Consider the following 22,463-nt stretch of genomic DNA (forward strand, 5'->3'; position numbering starts at 1 on the left):
ATGTCCATCTACAACAAGCTTGACCTGACTGGCTGGAAACCCCGGCAACTGACGTCCCAGGAAGTACGCTTCGCCACCTGGATCGCGTTTTTCGCCTGGGTGTTTGCGGTGTATGACTTCATCCTGTTCGGCACCTTGCTGCCGGAGATCGGCCGGCACTTTGGCTGGGGTGAAGTGGAGCAAGCTGAAATCGCGACCTGGGTGGCGGTGGGTACCGCCGTCGTCGCCTTGGCCATCGGGCCGATCGTCGACAAGCTGGGGCGGCGCAAAGGGATTATTTTCACCGTGGCCGGTTCCGCACTGTGCTCGGCGCTGACCGCCATTGGCGGGGCGTGGGGCAAGTCGCCGCTGATTCTAATCCGTTCGCTGGGCGGCCTGGGGTATGCCGAAGAAACCGTCAACGCCACCTATCTGACCGAGTTGTATGGTGCGTCAGAAGACCCGCGACTGACCAAGCGTCGCGGCTTCATCTACAGCCTGGTGCAGGGCGGCTGGCCGGTCGGTGCGTTGATCGCCGCCGGTTTGACCGCGCTGTTGCTGCCGATCATCGGCTGGCAGGGTTGCTTCATCTTCGCCGCGATCCCCGCGGTGGTGATCGCGATCATGGCGCGCAAGCTCAAGGAGAGCCCGCAGTTCCAGATCCACCAGCGCATCAGCCAACTGCGTAAAAGCGGTGCGGTGACCGAAGCGCAAAACGTTGCCGTGACCTACGGCGTGGACTACGACGAACACAGCAAGGCCGGTCTCAAGGCGGCTTTCCGTGGCCCGGCCCGTCGCGCCACGCTGGTGATCGGCGCTGCGCTGCTGCTCAACTGGGCAGCGATCCAGGTGTTCAGCGTGCTCGGCACTTCGGTGATCGTCAGCGTGCACCACATCTCGTTCGAGAACTCGCTGATCATCCTCGTGCTGTCGAACCTGGTGGGTTACTGCGGCTACCTCAGCCACGGCTGGATGGGCGACAAGATCGGCCGTCGTAACGTCATCGGCCTGGGTTGGATGCTCGGCGGCCTGGCGTTTGCCGGCATGCTGTTTGGTCCGAGCAATATGCCGATGGTGGTCGGGCTGTACAGCCTGGGCCTGTTCTTCCTGATCGGGCCGTACTCGGCGGCGCTGTTCTTTATCAGTGAAAGTTTCCCCACCAGCATCCGCGCCACCGGCGGCGCGATCATCCATGCCATGGGCCCGATTGGTGCCGTGGTCGCAGGTTTTGGTGCGACCCAGGTGTTGTCCGCCGGCAGTGACTGGCAGACCGCCGCGCTGTGGTTCGGCGCGCTGCCGTGCTTCTTGTCCGGCGCGCTGATGTTTGCCGCCCGCCATGTGCGTCCGGAAACCGTTCAGTAAGGAGAATGTGATGAGCCGTAAAGTTGCGCTGATTACCGGTGCCGCCAGTGGCATTGGCCAAGCCCTCGCCGTGGCCTATGCACGCAGCGGCGTCGCGGTGGTGGGCGGGTATTACCCGGCCGATCCCCACGACCCGAGCACCACCGTGTCGCAGGTGGAGGAGGCGGGGGGCGAGTGCCTGATGTTACCGCTGGACGTGGGCGATACCGCCTCGGTGGACGCCCTCGCCGAACAGGCGGTACAGCATTTCGGCCGGCTGGATTACGCGGTGGCCAACGCCGGTTTGCTGCGCCGTGCGCCGCTGCTGGAGATGACCGATGAGCGATGGAACGAGATGCTCAATGTCGACCTCACGGGGGTGATGCGCACCTTCCGCGCGGCGGCGCGGCATATGAACGAAGGCGGCGCGTTGGTGGCGATCTCTTCGATTGCCGGCGGCGTGTATGGCTGGCAGGAACACAGCCATTACGCCGCAGCCAAGGCTGGTGTGCCGGGGTTGTGCCGCTCGCTGGCGGTGGAGTTGGCGCCCCTGGGCATTCGCTGCAATGCGGTGATCCCGGGGTTGATCGAGACACCGCAATCGCTGGATGCGAAGAACTCCCTCGGCCCGGAAGGCCTGGCCAAGGCCGCGCGGGCGATTCCGCTTGGGCGGGTAGGGCGCGCAGATGAAGTGGCGTCGCTGGTGCAGTTCTTGACCAGTGAGGCGTCGAGTTATTTGACCGGGCAGAGCATCGTCATCGACGGCGGCCTCACCGTGCGCTGGCCTGACTGACTGATGTACTTGATCCAAATGTGGGAGGGGGCTTGCCCCCTCCCACATTGGAAGTGGAATTTTTCAGGAGTTTTTGCATGAACCAACTGACCAACCGCCGCGCCGTGATCACCGGTGCCGGCAGTGGCATCGGTGCCGCCATCGCCCGCGCCTACGCCGTTGAAGGCGCGCGCCTGTTACTGGCCGACCGCAACGCCGCCAGCCTCGCCGAAACCGCAATCACCTGCCGCAACCTCGGCGCCGAAGTGGTCGAGTGCGTGGCCGATGTCGGCACGGTCGAAGGTGCCCAGGCCAGTGTCGACCGTTGCGTCGAACACTTCGGCGGCATCGATATCCTGGTCAACAATGCCGGGATGCTTACCCAGGCGCGTTGCGTCGACCTGTCCATCGAGATGTGGAACGACATGCTGCGCGTCGACCTCACCAGCGTGTTCGTCGCCAGCCAGCGCGCCTTGCCGCATATGCTCGCGCAGGGTTGGGGACGGATCATCAACGTGGCGTCGCAACTGGGCATCAAGGGCGGCGCCGAACTGACCCACTACGCGGCCGCCAAGGCCGGGGTGATCGGCTTTACCAAATCCCTGGCGTTGGAAGTGGCCAAGGACAACGTGCTGGTCAACGCCATCGCCCCCGGCCCGATCGAGACGCCGTTAGTGGGCGGTATCAGTGACGATTGGAAGCGCGCCAAGGCTAAGGAGCTGCCCTTGGGGCGCTTCGGCCTGGCGGACGAAGTGGCGCCCACCGCTGTGCTGCTGGCCAGTGAGCCGGGTGGCAACCTGTTCGTCGGCCAGACCCTGGGCCCGAACTCCGGCGATGTCATGCCATGAGTGAGGTGTAGCCATGTGCGGACTCTGCGGATTGCTCGGCGAAGACCTGCACTGGAGCGACCCCCTGGGCGATGAACTGCCCCGGCGCCGCGAACGCCTGCGCCGTATCGCTGCGATCAACCAGGTGCTGGCGGTGTTCCGACTCAAGGTCGAAGACTTCCAGGGCGCCTCCTATCTGCTGTTGGGCGCCACCGGCAAACAGGCACTGGCAAGCGGGCTGGATCAACTCTGGCAGGCAGCTGAAACCATGCTCGGCCGGCCGCTGGATCCCCTTGACCCGCGTCTACTTGACCACCTGGAAAACACCCCATTGTAGGGCCGGAGGTAAATATGAGCATTGCTCTAAATGTGATCACCGGCTTCCTCGGCAGCGGCAAAACCACCTTGCTCCAGCGCCTGCTGCAAGGTGAAAGCCTGGGTGACACGGCACTGCTGATCAACGAATTCGGCGACATCGGCATCGATCATCTGCTGGTGGAAGAAGTCGCGCCTAATACCGTGCTGTTGCCCAGCGGCTGCATCTGCTGCTCCATCCGTGGCGAGCTCAAGGACGCGTTGCTCGGTCTGTTGCAACGTCGCGAGCGTGGCGAAATTCCCGCGTTCAAACGGGTGATTCTCGAGACCACCGGCCTGGCTGACCCGGCCCCGATCCTCGCCACCTTGAACAACGACGTGCAACTGCGCGGGCGTTTTCATATCGGCCTGGTGGTGACGCTGGTCGACGCCAGCCACGCCGCGTTGCAGGAGCGCCTGCACCCGGAATGGCTGGCCCAGGTCGCGGCGGCAGACCGTTTGCTGCTGAGCAAGACTGATCTTGTGGATGACTGCGAACCGCTGCGTGCGCACCTGCAGGCGCTCAACGCAGGTACGCCGATCCTCGATACCCACGCCATCCACAGCGGCGACCAACTGTTGCTCGGTGAAGGCCTGCGCAGTGCCGAACCCGCCATGGAAGTCAGCCGCTGGCAATTGCATCAGACCACCAGCGCCAGCCATGGGGCAGCCCAAGTGTGCAGTATGACCTTCGACCAGCCGCTGGACTGGGTCGGCTTCGGGGTGTGGTTGTCGATGCTGTTAAGATGCCATGGCGAACGAATCCTTCGCGTCAAAGGACTGCTCAACGTGAACGCCAGTAACGCCCCCATCGTCATTCATGGCGTGCAGCATTGCCTGCATGCTCCGGTCCATCTGCCTGCGTGGCCAGGCACCGACCGGCAATCGCGCCTGGTGTTTATCCTGCGTGGCCTCGATCCTGCGTTGCTGCAGCGTTCCTTTGAAGTGTTCTCACGGCGGTTCGCCGGATGATCACCTTACGGGTGCTCGGCACCTCGGTCACCTTGCTCGAATGCCTGCGCGTGCGCGCCGAACAGGAACTGGGGATTCGGCTGGTGTACCAGGTGCACGACGTCGAACAGGCCCAGCGCATCGCGGTGATGCAGCCCGACAGTTATGACCTGTACGACCAATGGTTTCACAACGTCGACTTCGTGTGGCCGGCCCGGGCGATCCAGCCCATCGACACGCGGCGTATCGCGCTGTGGCACGAGATCAACGACCTGCCCAAGCGCGGTCGGCTGTCGCCCAACGACCGCCTGGGCAGCGGCAGCGTGCCCAGCGAGCGCCTATTCGTTCAACACGACGGCGGCCTTGGCAGCACCGTCACCGAACGCATCAGCATGCTGCCCCTGACCCACAATGCCGACAGCTTCGCCTACCGCCCCGAGCGCCTGCCCGAGGGGTTTTGCCACGGTAACGAAAGCTGGGGCTGGCTGCTGGACCCGGCGTGGCGCGCACGCACGGCGCTGCAGAGCGATGCCGCCATCGGCGCCCTGGATGCTGCGCTGGCCGTGCAGGGCGCGGGACTGGCACGCTTCAACGACATCGGCAATATGAGCATCGAAGAGATCGACGTGCTCGCCGATATTCTGGTGCGCAAGCAGAAGGAAGGGCATTTCGCCGCGTTCTGGTCCGACGATGAAGAGGCGGCGCAACTGATGCTCAGCCCGAGCATCGATATTCAGAGCTTGTGGTCGCCGACCCTGATGCGCCTGCACCGCGCCGGGGTGAAATACCGCCTGGCAGTCCCCCGCGAAGGCTATCGCGCCTGGTTCGGCGGCTTGTCATTGTCGCGCCATGCCCAGGGCCCGGTGCTGGATGCGGCGTATGCGTACCTCAATTGGTGGTTGTCCGGCTGGCCGGGTGCGGTGATGGCGCGCCAGGGTTACTACATCGGCAATCCGGCGCGCAGCCGCGATCACCTCAGCAGTGCCGAATGGGATTACTGGTACGCCGGCAAGCCTGCGCGGGAAGAGTTGCCCGGCAGTGATGGGTTGCCGTTGATCGATATCGGCGAGGTGCGCGATGGCGGCTCCTATGAGCAGCGCATGGGGCATATCGCGGTGTGGAATTCGGTCATGGATGAGCACAACTATCTGGTGCGGCGTTGGGGGGACTTCATGCGCGCCCGCGGCTGAATAAGCGGGTATGGCCAAGGGGTTGTCGCCAATAAAGTGACGGTGAAAACCCCGTTTTTATTCGGTGCGCTTCTGCTCTGTCCCAGCTAATCTGCTAAGACAAAATTTCCAGTCTAAATGGATGTTTTTTTGACGGCGGGTCTGGGCGTAGGGAATGCACATGACTAAGGGACGCGGCGGCAGAGAGAGGCGAACGCTGCCGGAGGGCACTGCCATGACATGGCGCCATACCTTTCAAACCCGCATCGCCGGGGTGTTGGCGCTGTTGCTGCTGGTGGTGGTCGCCGCGACCTATTTCGCCGTCAAGAGCGCCACCCGCCGAGCCGTGGAGAATCAGGCACAAGTCCAACTGAAAACCGGAACCCAGGTATTCGAGCGTCTGCTGGACCTGCGCGGGCGGCGCCTGCGATACGGGCTCGACTGGCTCGCTGGCGATGGCCCGTTCAAGCAGGCCGTGGCCGCGGGCAAGCCTGCGCCGATCCTGGCGGCACTGCGTCGCCACGGCACCGGCATCCGTTCCAGCGAAGTGTTTGTGCTGGGCCTGGACGGCAAGGTCATGGTCAGCACGCTCCCCATCCTCACCCGCGGCCAGCGGTTCCCCTATGACGTCGCCTTGCGTCATGCGCGGCGCAATGGCCTGCAAATGTTGATCGTGGCCCTGGACGGGCGGCCTTACCTGCTGGTGCAGGATGAGGTGCGCGACCCGTTGCCCATCGCGCGCATCGTGATGGGCTTTGCCATGGACCAACTGTTCGCCTATGAACTGCGCTCCATGAGCAACCTGGAAGTGTCGTTCCTCAGTGTGCAGGACGGCACGCCCGGCCCGCTGTTCAGCACCCAGCCCGACGCGTACCAGGCCACTGCCCTCAGCCTGCTGCACGGCGCACCGCTCAACCCTGAGGCGCAGATCCATGTGTTTCACGGTCAGCGCGTGCTCAGCCGAGTGCTGGCGTTGGCCAACACTGGCGAGGGTGATGAAGTGCGTGTATTGCTTCAGAGCCCGCTGGACCATGCACTGGAATCCTTTGCGCCGCTGGACCGGCAGTTTCTCGGGATTGCCCTGGCGGTGCTGCTGGTGTCGTTGGCCGGCGCGCTGTTCCTGGCGCGGCGGGTCTCGCGCCCGCTCAATGCACTCGTGGAGGCGGCCGGGCGCATCGGGGCCGGTGATTACCGCACGCCGGTGCGGGTACGCAGCCACGATGAATTCGGTTTGCTGGCCCGCGCCTTCAATGCCATGCAAAGCGGCATCGCCGTGCGCGAACGGCAACTGGCCCATAACGCTTTGCATGACTCCCTCACCGGCCTGCCCAACCGTGCCCTGGCCATGGAGCGCCTGGGCAGTGCGATCAGTGCGCGGCGGCCGGTGGTGTTGCTGTACCTGGGGATCGAGAACTACCGCGTTATCAACGAGGGCTTCGGTCCCGAGGGTGTGGATGAAATGCTGCGCGAAGCCAGCCGCTGCCTGTCCATGAGCCTGCTGGCCAGCGACACGGCGGCGCGCATCACCGGCAGCGAGTTTTTGCTGTTGCTGGAAAACACCGAGGTCGACCGTGCCGTGGCCCGCGCCGACCGCCTCTACGCGCTGCTTACCGAACCCCAGCGCATCGGCAATGACGAAGTGCGCCACGAAGTCAGCATCGGTATCGCCGCTTACCCCGCCGATGGTCAGCACGTTGAAGAACTGATCAGCCGCGCCGCTATCGCTCGCCATGATGCGGCGACGCTGCCGGGCTATCTGCAGATATACCAGCAGGACCGCGACCTCGCCCACCAGCGCCAGATCACCCTGATCCGCGACCTGCGCCGGGCCGTCGTCGAAGGCGAGTTGTACCTGTGCTACCAGCCCAAGCTCGACCTCAAGCACGGCGACGTGTGCCAGGCCGAAGCCTTGCTGCGCTGGCAGCATCCCACCCTGGGGCTGGTGTCGCCCGCCGAATTCATCCCCCTGGCCGAGCGCACCGGCAGCATGGGCGGGCTGACCCAGTGGGTGATCGAAGAAGCCATCCGCCAGATCGGTGAGTGGTCGCAGCGCGGCATGCACATTCAGTTGTCGGTGAATATCTCGGTGGATGACTTGGTCGATGACGACCTGGCGATCCGTGTCACCACCCTGCTGATGCAGTACGGCGTGGCGGCCAAGCAGCTGATTTTCGAGATCACCGAAAGCGCGATCATGCACAACCCGCAACAAGCCTTGAGCGTGCTGGAGCAACTGCGCGGTTGTGGCATCAGCCTGTCGGTGGATGACTTCGGCACCGGCTATTCGTCGCTGGCGCAACTGCAGCGCCTGCCGGTGCAGGAGTTGAAGATCGACCAGTCCTTCGTGCGCAACCTCGACAGCACCAGCGGTGACGGCGTGATCGTGCGTTCGACCATCGAAATGAGCCACAACCTGGGGCTCAAGGTGGTGGCCGAAGGCGTGGAATTCGAGCCCAGCCTCAAGCTGCTCAAGCTTTGGAACTGCGACACTGCCCAGGGCTACCTGATCAGCCGGCCGCTCAATGCCATGGCGTTCGAGATGTGGATGCGGCGTGAACGGACACCGCTCTAACGACGGGTGCAGTCCATCGCCCCTCCCGGATGTTGATCTTCATTGCTTATGAAAAAGGCGGCTACCTGTGAGGGTAGCCGCCTTTGTTTTGCCGCCGATAACGCTTAATCCGGCAGTTTAAACGCCATCACGTAGTCACCCTGTTTGGTCCCCAGGGAACCATGACCACCCGCCACGACCAGCACGTACTGCTTGCCGTCCTTGCCGGTGTAGGTCATCGGTGTGGTTTGCGCGCCGGCCGGCAGGCGGCCTTCCCACAGTTGCTTGCCGTTTTTCACGTCGTAGGCACGCAGGTACTGGTCGAGGGTACCGCTGAGGAACGATACGCCACCGGCGGTGGTGAAGGTGCCGCCCAGGCTCGGTACGCCCATGGTCAGGGGAACCGGGACCGGCGAGCTGTCACGCACGGTGCCGTTCTTGTGCATCCAGATGGTCTGGTGGGTGGTCAGGTCGACCGCGGCCACGTAACCCCATGCCGGTGCCTGGCACGGCAGGCCCAGGGGCGACAGCAGGGCTTCGAGGATCACGCCGTACGGCGCGCCTTTGTTCGGCTGCACGCCTTCGGTTTCGCTGACGCGTGGGCCTTGCTTGGCGATATCGGCCGCCGGGATCAGCTTGGATTTGAACGCCATGTAGCTCGGGTTCACGAAGGCGATCTGGCGTACCGGGTCGACGGAAATGCCACCCCAGTCGAACACGCCGAAGTTACCTGGGTAAACGATCGAACCTTGCAGCGAAGGCGGGGTGAAAGCACCGTCGTAGCGCATGGATTTGAAATCGATACGGCACAGCATCTGGTCGAACGGCGTCACGCCCCACATGTCACGCTCTTTGAGCGGCGGTGGCATGAAGTTCAGTTCGGACTTCGGTTGGGTCGGGGAAGTACGGTCACCCGCGACTGCACCTTGCGGCACGGCCACTTCGTGGATCGGCACGACCGGCTGGCCGGTGGCGCGGTCCAGTACGTAGATGCTGCCTTGCTTGGTCGACGCCATCACCGCCTGCTTCACGCCGGCTTCGGTCTTGATGTCGATCAGCGACGGCTGGCCGCCAACGTCCATGTCCCACAGGTCATGGTGAGTGAACTGGAAGGTCCACTTCACGTGGCCGCTGTCGATGTCCAAAGCGGTGAGGCCCGCTGCGTACTTCTCGGAATCGTCGGTACGGTCGCCGCCGTATTGGTCAGGCATCTGGTTGCCCATCGGCAGGTAGAGCATGCCGAGTTTTTCATCCACGGCGAACATGGACCACATGTTCGGCGAGTTGCGGGTGTAGGTCTTGCCCTCGGCCAACGGGGTGGTGTCGTCCGGGTTGCCGCTGTCCCAGTTCCACACCAGCTTGCCGGTGTGTACGTCGAACGCGCGGATCACGCCGCTGGGCTCGTCGGTGGAGACGTTATCGGTGACGTGGCCACCAATCACCACCAGGTTTTTGGTCACGGCCGGTGGCGAAGTGGAGTAGTAACCGCCGGGGGCGAAGCTGCCGATATTGGCACGCAGGTCGACCTGGCCTTTGTCACCGAAGTCTTCGCACATCTTGCCGGTGTCGGCGTTCAGGGCGATCAGGCGGGTGTCGGCGGTCGGTACGAAGATGCGTTTCGGGCAGGCGTTCGGCGCGGCAGCCGGGCTGGCGCTGCCGGTCGGGCTCTGCTCGGAAGCGTAGGCGGCGTCATCGTGATACGACACGCCACGGCAGGTCATGTGTGCCCAACCCTTGAAGTTCTCGGCGCCCTGGCTGCTGATCTTCGGATCGAAGCGCCAGATTTCCTTGCCGGTGTCCGGGTCCAGCGCGATCACCTGGCTGTGCGGCGTGCACACGTAGAGCATGCCGTTGACTTTCAGCGGGGTGTTTTCTGCGGTGGTTTCACCCGGATCGTTCGGGCCTGGGATGTCGCCGGTGCGATAGGTCCACGCCGGTACCAGCTTGTGCGCGTTTTCCGGGGTGATTTGCGCCAATGGCGAGTAGCGATCACCGTAGGCCGAGCGGCCATAGGAATTCCAATCGCCATCCGCCTGGGACGGTGCGGCGCTGGCCATGCCCGGTACCGCGTCGCGGTCCAGTTGGCCGGTCTTGACCATTTCACCGGGGTTGGTGAATTGGCTGGCAAGGGCGGTAGCACCGGCCAGCACCACGGCCACGCTCAGCGCTCCAGTGCCCAGCGGGGCAGGTTGGCCACGCAGCAATGGACGGCGAAACCACGGGAGCAGCATGACGATGCCCAGGGCGAACAGCAGCGCCAGGCGCGGCACCAACTGCCACCAATCCAGGCCGACTTCCCACAGGGCCCACACGGTGCTGGCGAACAGCACCAGCGCGTACAGGCCCAGCGCGGCGCGGCGGGTGGCCAGCAGCAACAGGCCGGTCAGGGTGATGCCGATACCGGCCAGCAGGTAATACAGCGACCCGCCGAGCAGGCTCAGCTTGATACCACCGGCCAGCAGGGCCAGCCCCATGATCAGCAGCAAGACGCCTAGCAGCCTTGGGAGCAGGCGGCTTGGACTTGAAGCACCGTCAGTGCTCATAGTTGTGTTTCTCCGTTACGTTGGAATTATGTATCCCCGTGTTTCTTCACTGTAGATGACGATTCGGCACGGGCTTGGTTCAGCGTTAATTACGTTTTTCTGGGGATATCAGCGTTATCCACAGGCGGGCGATTTATTCCCAGGCGCAGATCGGTGTAAGACAGCGCTGTCTTGACGGGTAGGAATAATCAGCAAAATGGGGTCGACCGGGGGAGTGAAACGTTTCAGGTTATTGCCGACAAGGATAAAGCGCCGGCGCACCAAGAGAAAGCACGAATCGCAAGATGCATCATTTCCGATTTGGTAACAGTGACAGATCGTCGCTGCCAAATAGGGGGGGAGGGGGAACTTCAGGGTTTTTTAGACGGTGGGGGCGGACGGTGATAAGGGTTGAGACGGGTGGTTACAACCTAACATCTGTCTTTCGCCGAAAGCGGGAACTTTTTTACCTGTAAGGGTGGAGTGATAAGGTGTGCACCTTCGTGAGTACTTTTTCATAGGCCCGGCATGACCGCGACAAGCAACGACCCCCTCCACGGCGTGACCCTGCAACACGTCCTCACCACCCTGGTGGAACATTACGAATGGGAAGGCCTTGCCGAACGCATTGATGTGCGCTGCTTCAAGAGTGACCCGAGTATCAAGTCCAGCCTGACCTTCCTGCGCAAGACGCCTTGGGCGCGGGAGAAGGTCGAAGGCTTGTACGTCAAGCTGATGCGCACCAAACGCCCGCTGGATTGATCCCATGAAGCGGTATGTGGCGGCAGCGGCGCTGGCCGGTTGGGTGGGGTTGGCGATTCAGCAATACCTGATTTTCTATTCGCGCTGGGAAGCCGGCGCCAGCCTGCTGGGCGGGCTGATCAACTTCTTCAGTTTCTTCACGGTGCTGACCAATACCCTGGCAGCGGTGGTGCTCAGTTACGCACTGATTCGTCGGGACTCTGCCGCCAGGCGGTTTTTTCTCGCGCCCAGTGTCAGCAGTGGCATTGCCGTGAGCATCGTGGTGGTGAGCCTGGCCTACAGCCTGTTGCTGCGGCACTTGTGGCAGCCCGAAGGCTTTCAATTTATCGCCGACGAATTGCTGCACGATGTGATGCCGGTGTTGTTTGTCATCTACTGGTGCCGGTGTGTACCCAAGGGCAGCCTGCGCCTCAAGCACGTTGGTGCGTGGGTAATTTATCCGCTGATCTACTTCGCTTATGTGCTGCTACGCGGAGATTTGCTCGGGCAATATCAATACCCGTTCATCGATGTCGGCACCCTCGGTTATCCACAGGTGTTTGTGAATGCCGGGGGCATTCTGGCCGGGTTTGTGCTGGTTGCACTGGCCGTGGTGGGGCTGGATAAGCTCATCAAGCCCCGCGCGTGATTCACTCCTTCCTTAGCGCTATTGGGCACGCACCGTCTTGTCGAACGGTTGCGTGCTTCCTCTCGAACTCTTCAACTCATTAGTTAATCTTTTCACATAAATGCCCTGGTTTTTCAGGTGATGTAATCCTGTTCCTACAGTTATATTTACCCATAAAACCTTCTCGTTAAAATCCATGTAATCCAATTCTTACAGATACATTCAAAGTTTTGGCAAATTGCCATAATTTTCCTATGTGTCTTGGTGTTGCAGGGCTACGTAATTAAATGAATCTGCCGACTTAACTTCTAAAATCTGCGCTGGATAATTGCCGGGCTTCAAATGAGCTGAGTTGCAATGCAAGTAATTGGAAAAAAGTGGGATGTTCTGCGTGCTAAAGCGGCGGAATGACTTAATGACGTTTATTACTATGTGAGCCTCTATACATGAACGCTAAAATTAACACTGCGCTGTTATCCATCGGGTTGTTGGTAGGGTCGATGTCTGTCGCTCAGGCGGCGGATGGAACGGTCACGTTTGTGGGCTCGGTCCATTCCGGGGCCTGCTCCATCAAGCCTGACTCCGTCGATCAAACCATTCCCCTCGGCGCGATTGCCAAGCATCAGTTGCAGGCGGGAGGGAAGTCCGAGCCTCGGCGCTTGCTGATTGAGCTCGAAGGCTGCGATCTGGCCGGCCTCACCGATAACACCGTGACCACGACTTTCACGGGGGCGCCATCCAGCGTTGTGCCGGGTGCGCTGGGTACCGTCGGTAGCGCGGGCAATGTGGGCATCATGATGACCCATGGCAGCCAACCCGTTCAGTTGGGTGTGGCTACCACACCGCAGGTTATTGCCACCGGTGATAACACACTGGAGTTCGGTGCCTATGTGCAAGGCGCTGCTACGGGCGACATCGTGCCGGGCGATTTCAGCGCGGTGACCAATTTCACCTTGGCTTATCAGTAAGCTTTTTCCCCCGCCACCCAGGGTGGCGGGGGAGGCTGGTGGAGGCATAGGTGAAAACATTCATAAGTCTCGCTATTTCCTCTTCATTGACGATGTTCATCAGCCCTTGGGTGGTTGCCCAGGTGCCTGCGCAAGGTAATGGGCTCGTCACGCTGGGAGGAGAGGTCGTTGACTCGGCCTGTGGGCTGGAGTTGGTCAGTGTCGATCAAACCATCGATGTGGACCCCGAGCCCATTGGCCGGTTTTTGCGACGCGCCAGGGGAGGGGACCAATCCTTCCAGTTGCGCCTGGTCAATTGCACATTGAGTCGCACCGACCCGTTGCGCCCTGGAGTAACGCTGCCCGACTGGCAGCACCTGCGGGTGACATTTGATGGCCCCACCGACAGAGGCGGCCGTTCTTTTGCGGTGTTTGGTGGCTCGCAAGGCGTTGCTCTCAATATCGAGGATTCCGTTGGCCAACTGAGTATTCCCGGTCAGCCGATGACGCCGCATCCCTTGTCGGAAGGCGACATGACGCTTCACTTCACGCTTCATTTTGTTGGCAACGGATTGCCCATAGTGGCCGGCGCGCACCGTGCCGCAGTGCGGTTCAAGTTGGAATATTTCTGAACTTTGATGGGTTGCTTGCATGTTGAATACGGCGAAGGTCAAAAATACGCTGCGCTCAAACTTTTTCAGTGGGTTGATATTATTGCCGGGCACTGCGATGGCTGTCGGGGATATTGAGTTTAATACGGACGTTCTTGATCTGAGTGATCGAACTAATATTGACTTGTCTCAGTTCGCGCGCAGCGGTTTTATTCTGCCTGGCACTTACTCGATGGGGGTGCAGATCAATAACCAGGCGATTGCCGAGCACCCAGTGGCTTTCTATCCTCCCGATAATGATCCTAAAGGCAGCCAGGCCTGTTTGTCGCCGGCCTTGGTGGGCCTGTTGGGCCTCAAGGCGTCGGGCGCTGCTGAACTCAAGTGGTGGAAAGGCAGTGACTGCCTGGATATAGAAAGCTTGCCGGGCATGGAGGTCAGTGGCGACCTGGCCACCTCCACGCTGAACATCAGCGTGCCCCAGGCCTACCTTGAATACAGCGCCATCAATTGGGATCCACCTTCCCGTTGGGATGAGGGCGTGCCGGGGCTGCTGGTCGATTACAACATGACGGTGCAGTCCAGTTATCAGAAGAATGACGGCACCCGAAACAATCTCAGTGGTAACGGTACCCTGGGGGCGAATGCCGGGGCCTGGCGCCTGAGGGCGGACTGGCAGGCGCGTGTCGAAAAAGGCCTCGACAGCGGGTACGGGGACCCACAACAGCTGGAGTGGAGTCGTTACTACGCCTATCGCGCAGTGCCTGCACTGAAGGCGCGCCTGACGGTGGGAGAGGACTACCTGTATTCGGACCTGTTTGACAGCTTCCGCTATACCGGCGCCGCTCTCATTTCCGATGCAAGCCAGCTGCCCCCCAACTTGCGTGGTTACGCGCCGGAAGTGGTGGGGGTCGCCAAAACAAATGCCAGGGTTGTTATCAGCCAGAAGGGCCGCGTGCTCTATGAAACGCTGGTCGCGGCAGGCCCGTATCGTATTCAGGACCTCAATGACGCCGTGAGCGGCACCCTGGATGTGCGGGTGGAAGAGCAGGATGGTTCGGTACACACCTTCCAGATCGATACGGCAAGCATTCCCTACCTGACGCGCCCTGGCCAGGTTCGTTACAAGCTGGCGGCGGGGCGACCCTCCGATCTTCAATACGGCGCCGATGGCAATGTTTTCGGTACCGGTGAATTCTCCTGGGGGGTCAGCAATGGCTGGTCGCTGTTCGGCGGCGCTATCACCGATAACAACTACCGTGCGTTGTCTGTCGGCGCCGGTCGTGACCTGTTGGCGCTTGGAGCCGTATCGCTGGATGTCACTCAGTCCCACGCCAGTGTGTGGGGTCAGTCGCTCTCGGGCAAATCCTACCGCCTTCAATACTCCAAGCACTTCGAGCAGTACGACAGCCAGGTGACGTTTGCCGGTTACCGGTTTTCCGAGAAAAACTACTTGAGCATGAGTGAGTACCTGGACGCTCGCCATTACGGGTTGAACGGCGAGCGTGGCGAAATCGATAACGTTGAGTTCATCGAGGGCTGGAAACCGATCGGCGACAGCAAGGCACTGTATACGGTGACGCTCAATAAGCAGTTTCGTGACCTTGGGGCGACGGTCTACGCCAGTTACAACAAACAGACGTATTGGGGGCGCCCGGACACGCAGCGCTGGAACCTGTCGATGTCGCGCTACTTCAATGTGGGCTCCGTCAGGAACATGAGCCTGTCCCTGAACATGTACCGCAGTCAGGAGTACGCCTACAAGGATAGCGGAATGGCGCTGACGGTCAGCCTGCCATTGGGGCGCAGCGGCACACTGTCGCTGGATGGGAGCAGGACCTCGGGCAAAGAGAGCTTTTCCACGCGTTACAGTGACCGCATCGATGAACGCAACAGCTACCAGCTCAGTGCCAGCGATCGCTCTGCCAGTGGTTATCTGAGCCATATTGGCGACCAGGCTGATATCGATCTCAGCGCCAGCACACAACAAGGCAATGGCAGAACCCTCAGTGCGTCTATTCGCGGTGGCGGCACGCTCACGCCCTACGGTGCGGCCCTGCACCGAACCAATACCGTCGGCGGGACCCGCCTGATGCTCGACACCGGTGGGGTACCCGACGTGCCTGTGCGGGGTTACGGCGTGTCGACCCGGACCAACGCCTTCGGCAAGGCGGTGATCTCCGATATCAGCAGCTACCAGCGTACGGCCGCCAGTGTTGACCTGGAGAGCTTGCCGAGCAACGTCGAGGCCACTCAGTCGGTGACGCAACTGACACTCACCGACGGGGCCATTGGTTATCGATCGCTGGACGTGATTGCCGGTGAAAAGGCCATGGCAGTCCTGCGCCTGCCGGATGGCAGTTCACCGCCCTTCGGCGCGACGGTGAAAAACATAAAACAGCAGGACACCGGAATTGTGAACGACGGCGGCGCCGTTTACCTGAGCGGCATCCAGGCCGGCGAGCAGATGATCGTCAGTTGGGGCGGCATCGACCAATGCCTGCTCACGCTGCCTGTGGTGTTGCCAGCCGACAGCTTGACCGATGCCCTGCAACTGCGCTGCCAGAGTGTCGCCACTGATCAATCCTCACCCGAGCCAGCAGCGCTGACCGGGAAGCGCACCGATACGGAGAATACCGCCTCATGATGCTCAATACGCGCCCTACACTCCTGGTCTTCGCACTGCTGGCTCTGGGCCTCAATCCGAACGCTGACGCTGCGGTTGGCCTGGACCGGACCCGTGTGATTTTTGATGGGGGCAAGGATGCCACCAGCGTGAACATTACCAATAACAACACCCAGTTGCCGTACCTGGCCCAGGGGTGGATCGAGGACGAGCAGGGCAACAAAATCGCCTCGCCCCTTATCGTGCTGCCGCCGGTTCAACGCTTGGAGCCCGGTAAACAAAGCCAGGTGAAAGTCCAGGCGTTGCCAGCGGTCAAATCGTTGCCCCAGGATCGCGAGACCGTCTACTACTTCAACCTGCGGGAAATTCCTCCGCGCAGCGACAAATCCAACACCCTGCAAATTGCGCTGCAGACCCGCATCAAATTGTTTTACCGCCCGCAAGCCATCATGCCCAGCCAGCAGGACTTGGCCAATCCCTGGCAGGAAAAGCTCACCCTCACCCGGCAAGGCGACCGTTACCAGGTGAATAACCCCACGCCTTACTACGTGTCCCTGGTGGACGCGCGCAGCAGCAAAGACGGCAAAACCGTGGCGGGCTTTGAACCGGTGATGATCCCGCCCAAGGGCACGCTGGTTTTGGGGCCAACGGCCAAGGCACTTGGCCAGGCCCCCTATCTGGCCTATGTGAACGATTACGGTGGACGCCCGCTCCTGGCGTTCACCTGCAGTGGCCAGACTTGCACGGTGAACGCGCAAGTCTCATCGCCTAATGAGTAGCGTCTGCTGCGGGAGAACGCCATGAAGTCGCACAACGTGAAAGTCCTGGGCTGCGTGTTATTGGCCTTGGCGGCGCGTGTGAGCGCCGAGGATGACGACGGTATCGATGGCCAGCGTGGCCGGTTGAACGTTAACGGGTCCATGCATGAATCGCCTTGCAGCCTGGAGATGACATCGCGCCATCAAACGATTGACCTGGGCGCCGTGTCGGCCAGCCAGTTGCAAAGACCTGGCGACCAGGCGCCATCGAGGCCCTTTCAGCTGCGCTTCCAGGACTGCCAGCGCATCGCCGGCAGTATCCGCAGTGAGCGTACCGGGAACCTGGCATGGAGCGCCCATCAACCGGTGCTGTCGGTCACGTTTATCGCGCCTGCCGATGCTGATGATCCACGGCTGGTCAAGGTGCAAGGCATCACCGGTATGGGGCTGCGTTTGACCGACGCCCTGGGCCGGGACGTGCAACTGGGCTCCCGGGGCGAGCCGTTGTTTTTGACCGAGGGCAGCAGTCTCCAGACCTGGCATGTTCAACCCACGCGCACCTCCGCTCCGTTGACCAGTGGCGCATTTCGGGCCGTGGTGGATTTCAGGCTCAGTTATGAGTGAGGGCAATCTAATGACGAAGGCAGTCGGCTCGCGGGCCATTCTTATAGGGGGAGGCCTGCTGTGGGCCGTCAGCCAGGGTGCGCTGGCCGAAACCAGCCTGATCATCCGCGCGGTCATCATTGCGCCTCCTCCATGCGTCATTAATGGTGGGAGTACGCTCAACGTGCCCTTTGGCAATGATCTGCTGACGTCGCGGGTGGACGGTGTCAACTATCGTCGCGACGTGCCCTATACCGTCACCTGCGACGCGCCTTTCAGCAATGCGATGAGGCTTGAGCTCAGGGGCACCGGGGCTTCGTTCGATGGTCGCGTACTCTCGACCCGTAACCCTGATCTTGGGGTGAAACTGTTCGTTAATGGCGCGGATTGGCCCCTGAATGCGGCCGTGAACTTTACCTATCCAACCTTCCCCGTCGTGCAGGCGGTGCCTGTCAAACGCGCGGGCAGCAGACTGACGGGGGGCGCGTTCGATGCCGCCGCTACCCTCGTGGTCGATTACCAGTGATGAGGAACGATCAATGACCTGTTGGCAGCGGCGAGCCTTGCTCGCCTTGTGTTCCATCGCCCTCAGCAGCGGCGCCTCGGCCAACTTGACCTTCAGCGGAACGCTTAATGAACCGCCGCCCTGCACGATCGATGCGGGGAACAAAATTGAAGTCGATTTCGGCGATGTCGGCGTAAAGCGAGTCGATGGTGTGAGATACCGTCAGGAGGTTGGCTACACCATCAGTTGTGGGGCCGACACGCTGCCGTGGGTGCTGAAGTTGAGTGTCAACGGGACACCTACGACATTCGACGGCGCGGCATTGCAGACCAGTGCGCCAGACCTGGGGATTCGGATATTTCAGAATAACCTGCCGTTTCGACTCAATACGCCACTGGACATAACCGTGTCGTCACCGCCGGTATTGGAAGTCGTGCCGGTCAAGCAGCCGGGTGCAACGCTGGCCCCCGCAAGGTTTACAGCGGTGGCCACGCTGTTGGCCGAATACCAGTAGGAGTTGAAGCCATGGGACATGAAAGGGTTCATCGGAGGTGGCTGTGTGCCGTGCTGGCGGGGCTGCCAGCCTTCAGCCTGATCCCCGGGGCGCAGGCGGCGGACAACCTGAATTTCAAGGGCAACCTGGTTGAAGAGGCCTGCACTATCCGGCCTGGCGACGAGGCAATTAACCTGGAGCTCTGGGACCTTACCAGCAAGCACCTCTACATCAACACGCGCTCAGTGGGCAAAGGTTTCAAGCTGCATCTGGAGGACTGTGACACCACGATCGGCAACACGGTGACCATCACGTTCGGCGGCGTGGAAAACCAGGCGCTGCCCGGATTGTTCGCGCTTGATGGCGGTAGCGGTGCCTCGGGTATCGGGCTGGGGCTGGAGACGCTGAGCAACAAGCCATTACCCGTGAATAACGTCAGTGACGAACAGGTGTTGGTCAATGGCAGCAATGTGATCGAGCTCAAAGCCTATGTGCAGGGTGAGCCGAATGCCATCAGGGATCAGACCATTGGCCATGGCGCCTACACCGTGACCTCTACGTTCACGCTGGACTATCCGTAATTCATAAGCTCAACAACCGGGTGCATACGCATTGGCTTTCAGGTCATTTACACGGGCTGATTGTTCGCTGGATGGCGCCTGTGTAGAGAAGCAACGAGAGATCAACATGAAACGACTATATGACAGCGCCATTGTGCTTCTCCTGCTGATGGGCATTAACACGACCGCGCAAGCCGTAGACTGCAGGGTCAATGGCGGTGAGTGGGCGCGCGTCACTCATCTGACCGTTCCCGTAACTGTGCGACTCGATACAGATCGCACGAGGATTCTGATGGAAGGTGCTCGGCTCGAATGTCGGTTTACGGCTGGAGCGGGCCCCGTGTGGGGCGCTGACTATTGGGAAACGGGCAATGCCTCAGGTACACCTTGGACATCCGGCCCCAAGTTCGCCGGTGAACAGAGTGGTTTGCGCATCAATGGCGCTTTCCTCAATACCCCGGTTCCGGCGGGTATACGGGTGGCCACCATGCCCAACAACGGGATCGGCTATCCGATCAATATCACCCCCTATATTCTGGTGCGCCACAGTCCCTCCAACCCGATCGATATTCGAGCAGGCGACACCCTCGGCCTGTTACGCCTGACCAGCTCGAACAATTACGACGCGACTCGGCCGCAACTCACCGTCACTTATACGGCCGCCAACAACTTCACCATCTCCCCGTCTACCTGCACGATCAACAATAACAACCCGATCGAGATCAACTTCGGCGATGTTCATCAGAGAGCAATAGGTACCGATCCGCTGACCACGTCCATCCGCAGCAATCGCCGGCTCACTTATTCATGCCCGGACGGCGGGATTTCCACGCCGATCACCATCACTTACAAGGGCAGCCCCTCATCGTTCGACACGCGTCTGCTGATGATGACCAACCCGGACGTGGGGACAGCCCTTGTTCGTGGCGCAAGTGCGGTTCAAGTCGGTGGTTCGTTCCTGACCCAGATTACCAACAGTGTAGGAGGCGACGATGTGACGTTTTCCCTCGTACGGCGTGCCGGGTCCTTGCCTGCCGCCGGGGCTGTGAGCGGCAGCGGTGTACTTGTCATGGGGGTGCCATGACATTCCCACACCTTAGGCTTACTCCTCTTCGCTGTCGGCCGCACGCCAGTAACCCACGGCCTTGAGGAATTCCTCATTGACCTTATGCGTGTCCAGGAGCACCCGGCGGACCTGGCGCGACAGCTTGGTTTCGGTGGCGACAAAGCTGTACAGCGAGCCACTCGGCAGCGTGAGGTTTTTCACGCTGTCGAGCAGGTCATCCTGACCGCGCACCACCCAGATCACCTCCACATCGGCGGCGCTTTCCAGGGCCTGCTGTTCCGCCGCATTGGCGATTTCAATCAGCGCAAGTACCTTGCGCCCCGCCGGCAGTTCTTCCAGGCGTCGACCAATGGCCGGCAGCGCGGTTTCGTCACCGATCAGCAGGTAGCTGTCGAAGATGTCCGGCACGATCATCGAGCCGCGTGGCCCGCCGATGTACAGGTGTTGGCCGACCTTGGCCTGGTCGGCCCAGGTGGAGGCGGGGCCGTCGCCGTGCAGCACGAAGTCGATGTCCAGCTCGCCGGTGTCCAGGTCGAAGCGGCGTGGCGTGTAGTCGCGCATCGCCGGTTGCGGGCCGTCACCCTTGATGCTGAACGTCGGGCTCTCCAGCGCTGCCTGTTCGGCGGCGTTCTGCGGGAACAGCAGCTTGATGTGATCGTCACTGCCCAGGCTGATAAAGCCCGCCAGTTCCGGCCCGCCCAAGGTGATGCGGCGCATGCGCGGGGTGATATCGACTACGCGCAGTACCTCGAGGCGGCGGCGTTTGATTTCGTGGGTCACGCGGTGGATGGCTTGGGTATTCATTGGGCTTCCCCGTCGGCAATGGCTTGGGCGGTGCCGTTGAGCAGCGCCGCGACACGAACGATTTCTTCCGGGCTCCAGCGCCCGTGGTGCGAATGCAAGGCGTGACGCAGGTTATGCACCGCCTCGTGGATTTCCGCTGGGCGATCATGGCCGCGCAACGAGCGCTTGCTCACCTCCATGCGCAGGCGAATGCCGTCGAGAGCGACAGCCTGTTCGCTTAAGAACAGACGACCGGCGTCGGTGATTGTGTAGCGTTTTTTTCCACCCTCGGCATCGCCGGCGATCAATTCGCTTTCTTCCAGGAAGGTCAGCGTGGGGTAGATCACGCCGGGGCTGGGGCTGTAGGCGCCATCGAAGAGGGTTTCGATGCGGCGAATCAGGTCATAGCCGTGGCACGGTTGTTCGGCGATCAGGGCCGGCAGCAGCAATTTCAGGTCACCCGGCGCAAAGACGCGCGGGCCACGTCCGCCGCGTTCGCGGCCGGGGCGTTTTTCGAAGCCGTCGCGGTCGTCACCGTGGTCTCGGTGGTGATGAGGGTCTCTCATTGTCGTGTTCTCCTGTCTGATTTAGATACAACTTAAGATATATCTTACGCTTTGCGCAAAAGCGTCTGACGAGCGGTAGCGGCGACAAAATGCAGCCTGCAACGGGCCGGATGCATTGAATTAGCGCCTGGCAATACCAGCAATTACTTGACAGGTAAATGGCACTTTTATGAATGAAAGATAAACTGGTTAATCAGTGCGTTAGTTCTAATCACGTTGAGAACCCCTCAATAGATAGCGTGTAGCCCATGTCCTACGGATAAGTGATTAATGCGAGTGGTACTGAGGTATCTGCGGTGTAATAAATGGATGACAGTTAATATTCATCTTATTGAATAATAAGGTTTTTATCTGTCGCGTCGCGTCGTGATTAATTACGCGTTTAAGCGAAAGCGCTGGCATCGTTAAGTGGGTTTTCGAGGGACTATTTACCGGCGTCGCAAGACACGAATTGCTCGGGTTTTGCCATGCAGTAAATAACGAATCCCCCACTAACATCTGATGCCACAACAGGTAATTAAAATGCTTAAAAAGACCGCTTTCGTACTGCCACTGATCGCACTGGCTGTCGGCGCTTCCAGCGTGTTTGCCGCCGGTGAAGCCACCAGCGTCATCAACATCAAGGCAACGATCCCAACCAAACAGTTCCACGCCCAGCCGTTGGACCCGGATTTCGGTAAGGACGAAACCATGTCCTACAACACCGTGACCGGTCAGTTGAGCCCGATCCGTGCGACCTACGCGGTAAAAAATACCGACGGTTCGATCAAGGCCTACATCGAAGGCGGCCCGGCTTCCCTGAGCAACGGCACCTCTTCGATTGCCCTGACCACCACCTTCAACGGCGTGACCCTCACCGGTTCGCCACTGGAAGTCGTGGATGATGCCAGCTCCACTCCCGGCACCCAGGCTGACCTGGTCGTTGCGGCCGCCAAACCGGCTGACACCGACGCTGGCCTGTACACCACCAACTACACCGTGGTGTTCGATCACGAGCCGCGCGTCACCCGTTGAGCGCGATTTGTTGATCGATAAGCATCGGCTTATTGCTTAGCCCTTACCGATCGACGGGCAGCCTCTGTCGGTTGATCGGTATCCAAGAATTCCCCGAGT

At 60.9% G+C, this 22,463-nt stretch carries 22 protein-coding genes; 19 read left to right on the plus strand and 3 right to left on the minus strand.

Annotation, left to right across the window (positions count from 1 at the left end; genetic code table 11):
- From M2397_RS02045 to M2397_RS02075, 7 genes are all read left to right on the plus strand, one after another.
- Window positions 1–1,341 carry an MFS transporter gene (locus M2397_RS02045; RefSeq protein ID WP_065948897.1) on the plus strand — a complete coding sequence of 447 codons (1,341 nt, stop codon included), beginning with the start codon at window positions 1–3 and terminating at the stop codon, window positions 1,339–1,341.
- Between the two features lie 10 nt (window positions 1,342–1,351).
- Window positions 1,352–2,113 (plus strand): SDR family NAD(P)-dependent oxidoreductase, encoded by a 762-nt coding sequence (locus M2397_RS02050; protein ID WP_259242192.1) that lies wholly within the window; start codon window positions 1,352–1,354, stop codon window positions 2,111–2,113.
- 77 nt (window positions 2,114–2,190) lie between these two features.
- Window positions 2,191–2,940, plus strand: coding sequence for an SDR family NAD(P)-dependent oxidoreductase (locus M2397_RS02055; RefSeq protein ID WP_145335198.1), 750 nt, complete (start codon window positions 2,191–2,193; stop codon window positions 2,938–2,940).
- Between the two features lie 13 nt (window positions 2,941–2,953).
- Entirely contained in the window at window positions 2,954–3,256 is a 303-nt protein-coding gene (locus M2397_RS02060; RefSeq protein ID WP_065938646.1) for a hypothetical protein, read from the plus strand.
- A gap of 14 nt (window positions 3,257–3,270) precedes the next feature.
- Window positions 3,271–4,245 carry a GTP-binding protein gene (locus tag M2397_RS02065; RefSeq protein ID WP_145335196.1) on the plus strand — a complete coding sequence of 325 codons (975 nt, stop codon included), beginning with the start codon at window positions 3,271–3,273 and terminating at the stop codon, window positions 4,243–4,245.
- Window positions 4,242–5,414, plus strand: a complete 1,173-nt coding sequence (locus M2397_RS02070) for a PotD/PotF family extracellular solute-binding protein (RefSeq protein ID WP_259242193.1) — start codon at window positions 4,242–4,244, stop codon at window positions 5,412–5,414. Before M2397_RS02065 ends, M2397_RS02070 begins: the two co-directional genes overlap by 4 nt.
- Before the next feature lie 214 nt (window positions 5,415–5,628).
- Complete coding sequence (locus tag M2397_RS02075) at window positions 5,629–7,965, plus strand: bifunctional diguanylate cyclase/phosphodiesterase (RefSeq protein ID WP_167654788.1); 2,337 nt, start codon at window positions 5,629–5,631, stop codon at window positions 7,963–7,965.
- Between the two features lie 104 nt (window positions 7,966–8,069).
- Here M2397_RS02075 and M2397_RS02080 read toward each other — a convergent pair whose 3' ends face one another.
- Window positions 8,070–10,487, minus strand: coding sequence for a glucose/quinate/shikimate family membrane-bound PQQ-dependent dehydrogenase (locus M2397_RS02080; protein ID WP_145335192.1), 2,418 nt, complete (start codon window positions 10,485–10,487; stop codon window positions 8,070–8,072).
- A gap of 507 nt (window positions 10,488–10,994) precedes the next feature.
- Here M2397_RS02080 and M2397_RS02085 point away from each other — a divergent pair.
- The 11 genes from M2397_RS02085 to M2397_RS02135 all read left to right on the plus strand — a co-directional run bounded on the left by M2397_RS02085 (window position 10,995) and on the right by M2397_RS02135 (window position 20,019).
- Window positions 10,995–11,228 carry a VF530 family DNA-binding protein gene (locus M2397_RS02085; RefSeq protein ID WP_016977534.1) on the plus strand — a complete coding sequence of 78 codons (234 nt, stop codon included), beginning with the start codon at window positions 10,995–10,997 and terminating at the stop codon, window positions 11,226–11,228.
- A 4-nt stretch (window positions 11,229–11,232) separates the two neighbouring features.
- Window positions 11,233–11,856 (plus strand): Pr6Pr family membrane protein, encoded by a 624-nt coding sequence (locus M2397_RS02090; RefSeq protein ID WP_131697428.1) that lies wholly within the window; start codon window positions 11,233–11,235, stop codon window positions 11,854–11,856.
- A gap of 425 nt (window positions 11,857–12,281) precedes the next feature.
- Window positions 12,282–12,803, plus strand: a complete 522-nt coding sequence (locus M2397_RS02095; protein ID WP_131697427.1) for a fimbrial protein — start codon at window positions 12,282–12,284, stop codon at window positions 12,801–12,803.
- A 50-nt stretch (window positions 12,804–12,853) separates the two neighbouring features.
- Window positions 12,854–13,414 carry a fimbrial protein gene (locus tag M2397_RS02100; RefSeq protein WP_131697426.1) on the plus strand — a complete coding sequence of 187 codons (561 nt, stop codon included), beginning with the start codon at window positions 12,854–12,856 and terminating at the stop codon, window positions 13,412–13,414.
- 19 nt (window positions 13,415–13,433) lie between these two features.
- On the plus strand, window positions 13,434–16,037 hold the full coding sequence (locus M2397_RS02105; protein ID WP_259242194.1) for an outer membrane usher protein: 2,604 nt from the start codon (window positions 13,434–13,436) through the stop codon (window positions 16,035–16,037).
- Entirely contained in the window at window positions 16,034–16,795 is a 762-nt protein-coding gene (locus tag M2397_RS02110; RefSeq protein WP_259242195.1) for a fimbria/pilus periplasmic chaperone, read from the plus strand. The genes M2397_RS02105 and M2397_RS02110 overlap by 4 nt, the downstream gene beginning before the upstream one ends.
- 21 nt (window positions 16,796–16,816) lie before the next feature.
- Complete coding sequence (locus tag M2397_RS02115) at window positions 16,817–17,398, plus strand: fimbrial protein (protein ID WP_131697423.1); 582 nt, start codon at window positions 16,817–16,819, stop codon at window positions 17,396–17,398.
- Window positions 17,391–17,903 carry a fimbrial protein gene (locus tag M2397_RS02120; RefSeq protein WP_371920959.1) on the plus strand — a complete coding sequence of 171 codons (513 nt, stop codon included), beginning with the start codon at window positions 17,391–17,393 and terminating at the stop codon, window positions 17,901–17,903. Before M2397_RS02115 ends, M2397_RS02120 begins: the two co-directional genes overlap by 8 nt.
- Window positions 17,904–17,916: 13 nt before the next feature.
- On the plus strand, window positions 17,917–18,396 hold the full coding sequence (locus tag M2397_RS02125) for a fimbrial protein (protein ID WP_259242196.1): 480 nt from the start codon (window positions 17,917–17,919) through the stop codon (window positions 18,394–18,396).
- An 11-nt stretch (window positions 18,397–18,407) separates the two neighbouring features.
- On the plus strand, window positions 18,408–18,956 hold the full coding sequence (locus M2397_RS02130; RefSeq protein WP_145335186.1) for a fimbrial protein: 549 nt from the start codon (window positions 18,408–18,410) through the stop codon (window positions 18,954–18,956).
- A 106-nt stretch (window positions 18,957–19,062) separates the two neighbouring features.
- The gene (locus M2397_RS02135) at window positions 19,063–20,019 is read left to right on the plus strand and encodes a fimbrial protein (RefSeq protein WP_145335184.1); all 957 of its coding nucleotides are present in this window, start codon (window positions 19,063–19,065) and stop codon (window positions 20,017–20,019) included.
- A gap of 18 nt (window positions 20,020–20,037) precedes the next feature.
- Here the strand turns inward: M2397_RS02135 and M2397_RS02140 are convergent, their stop codons facing one another.
- Both M2397_RS02140 and M2397_RS02145 read right to left on the minus strand, forming a co-directional pair.
- Window positions 20,038–20,805 carry a siderophore-interacting protein gene (locus M2397_RS02140; RefSeq protein WP_131697419.1) on the minus strand — a complete coding sequence of 256 codons (768 nt, stop codon included), beginning with the start codon at window positions 20,803–20,805 and terminating at the stop codon, window positions 20,038–20,040.
- Window positions 20,802–21,350 carry a PadR family transcriptional regulator gene (locus M2397_RS02145; RefSeq protein ID WP_145335182.1) on the minus strand — a complete coding sequence of 183 codons (549 nt, stop codon included), beginning with the start codon at window positions 21,348–21,350 and terminating at the stop codon, window positions 20,802–20,804. The genes M2397_RS02140 and M2397_RS02145 overlap by 4 nt, the downstream gene beginning before the upstream one ends.
- Before the next feature lie 522 nt (window positions 21,351–21,872).
- Here M2397_RS02145 and M2397_RS02150 point away from each other — a divergent pair.
- Window positions 21,873–22,364 carry a CS1 type fimbrial major subunit gene (locus tag M2397_RS02150; RefSeq protein ID WP_131697417.1) on the plus strand — a complete coding sequence of 164 codons (492 nt, stop codon included), beginning with the start codon at window positions 21,873–21,875 and terminating at the stop codon, window positions 22,362–22,364.
- The last annotated feature ends 99 nt before the right edge of the window (window positions 22,365–22,463 follow it).

The organism is Pseudomonas sp. BIGb0381 (assembly GCF_024809815.1).
In the GTDB taxonomy this organism is placed as follows: Bacteria; Pseudomonadota; Gammaproteobacteria; order Pseudomonadales; family Pseudomonadaceae; genus Aquipseudomonas.

What these genes read in the sequence shown, in the direction of transcription:
- M2397_RS02045 (WP_065948897.1), top strand. Translation starts at nt 1, where the DNA reads ATGTCCATCTACAACAAGCTTGACCTGACTGGCTGGAAACCCCGGCAA.
- M2397_RS02050 (WP_259242192.1), top strand. Translation starts at nt 1,352, where the DNA reads ATGAGCCGTAAAGTTGCGCTGATTACCGGTGCCGCCAGTGGCATTGGC.
- M2397_RS02055 (WP_145335198.1), top strand. Translation starts at nt 2,191, where the DNA reads ATGAACCAACTGACCAACCGCCGCGCCGTGATCACCGGTGCCGGCAGT.
- M2397_RS02060 (WP_065938646.1), top strand. Translation starts at nt 2,954, where the DNA reads ATGTGCGGACTCTGCGGATTGCTCGGCGAAGACCTGCACTGGAGCGAC.
- M2397_RS02065 (WP_145335196.1), top strand. Translation starts at nt 3,271, where the DNA reads ATGAGCATTGCTCTAAATGTGATCACCGGCTTCCTCGGCAGCGGCAAA.
- M2397_RS02070 (WP_259242193.1), top strand. Translation starts at nt 4,242, where the DNA reads ATGATCACCTTACGGGTGCTCGGCACCTCGGTCACCTTGCTCGAATGC.
- M2397_RS02075 (WP_167654788.1), top strand. Translation starts at nt 5,629, where the DNA reads ATGACATGGCGCCATACCTTTCAAACCCGCATCGCCGGGGTGTTGGCG.
- M2397_RS02080 (WP_145335192.1), bottom strand. Translation starts at nt 10,487, where the DNA reads ATGAGCACTGACGGTGCTTCAAGTCCAAGCCGCCTGCTCCCAAGGCTG.
- M2397_RS02085 (WP_016977534.1), top strand. Translation starts at nt 10,995, where the DNA reads ATGACCGCGACAAGCAACGACCCCCTCCACGGCGTGACCCTGCAACAC.
- M2397_RS02090 (WP_131697428.1), top strand. Translation starts at nt 11,233, where the DNA reads ATGAAGCGGTATGTGGCGGCAGCGGCGCTGGCCGGTTGGGTGGGGTTG.
- M2397_RS02095 (WP_131697427.1), top strand. Translation starts at nt 12,282, where the DNA reads ATGAACGCTAAAATTAACACTGCGCTGTTATCCATCGGGTTGTTGGTA.
- M2397_RS02105 (WP_259242194.1), top strand. Translation starts at nt 13,434, where the DNA reads ATGTTGAATACGGCGAAGGTCAAAAATACGCTGCGCTCAAACTTTTTC.
- M2397_RS02110 (WP_259242195.1), top strand. Translation starts at nt 16,034, where the DNA reads ATGATGCTCAATACGCGCCCTACACTCCTGGTCTTCGCACTGCTGGCT.
- M2397_RS02115 (WP_131697423.1), top strand. Translation starts at nt 16,817, where the DNA reads ATGAAGTCGCACAACGTGAAAGTCCTGGGCTGCGTGTTATTGGCCTTG.
- M2397_RS02120 (WP_371920959.1), top strand. Translation starts at nt 17,391, where the DNA reads ATGAGTGAGGGCAATCTAATGACGAAGGCAGTCGGCTCGCGGGCCATT.
- M2397_RS02125 (WP_259242196.1), top strand. Translation starts at nt 17,917, where the DNA reads ATGACCTGTTGGCAGCGGCGAGCCTTGCTCGCCTTGTGTTCCATCGCC.
- M2397_RS02130 (WP_145335186.1), top strand. Translation starts at nt 18,408, where the DNA reads ATGGGACATGAAAGGGTTCATCGGAGGTGGCTGTGTGCCGTGCTGGCG.
- M2397_RS02135 (WP_145335184.1), top strand. Translation starts at nt 19,063, where the DNA reads ATGAAACGACTATATGACAGCGCCATTGTGCTTCTCCTGCTGATGGGC.
- M2397_RS02140 (WP_131697419.1), bottom strand. Translation starts at nt 20,805, where the DNA reads ATGAATACCCAAGCCATCCACCGCGTGACCCACGAAATCAAACGCCGC.
- M2397_RS02145 (WP_145335182.1), bottom strand. Translation starts at nt 21,350, where the DNA reads ATGAGAGACCCTCATCACCACCGAGACCACGGTGACGACCGCGACGGC.
- M2397_RS02150 (WP_131697417.1), top strand. Translation starts at nt 21,873, where the DNA reads ATGCTTAAAAAGACCGCTTTCGTACTGCCACTGATCGCACTGGCTGTC.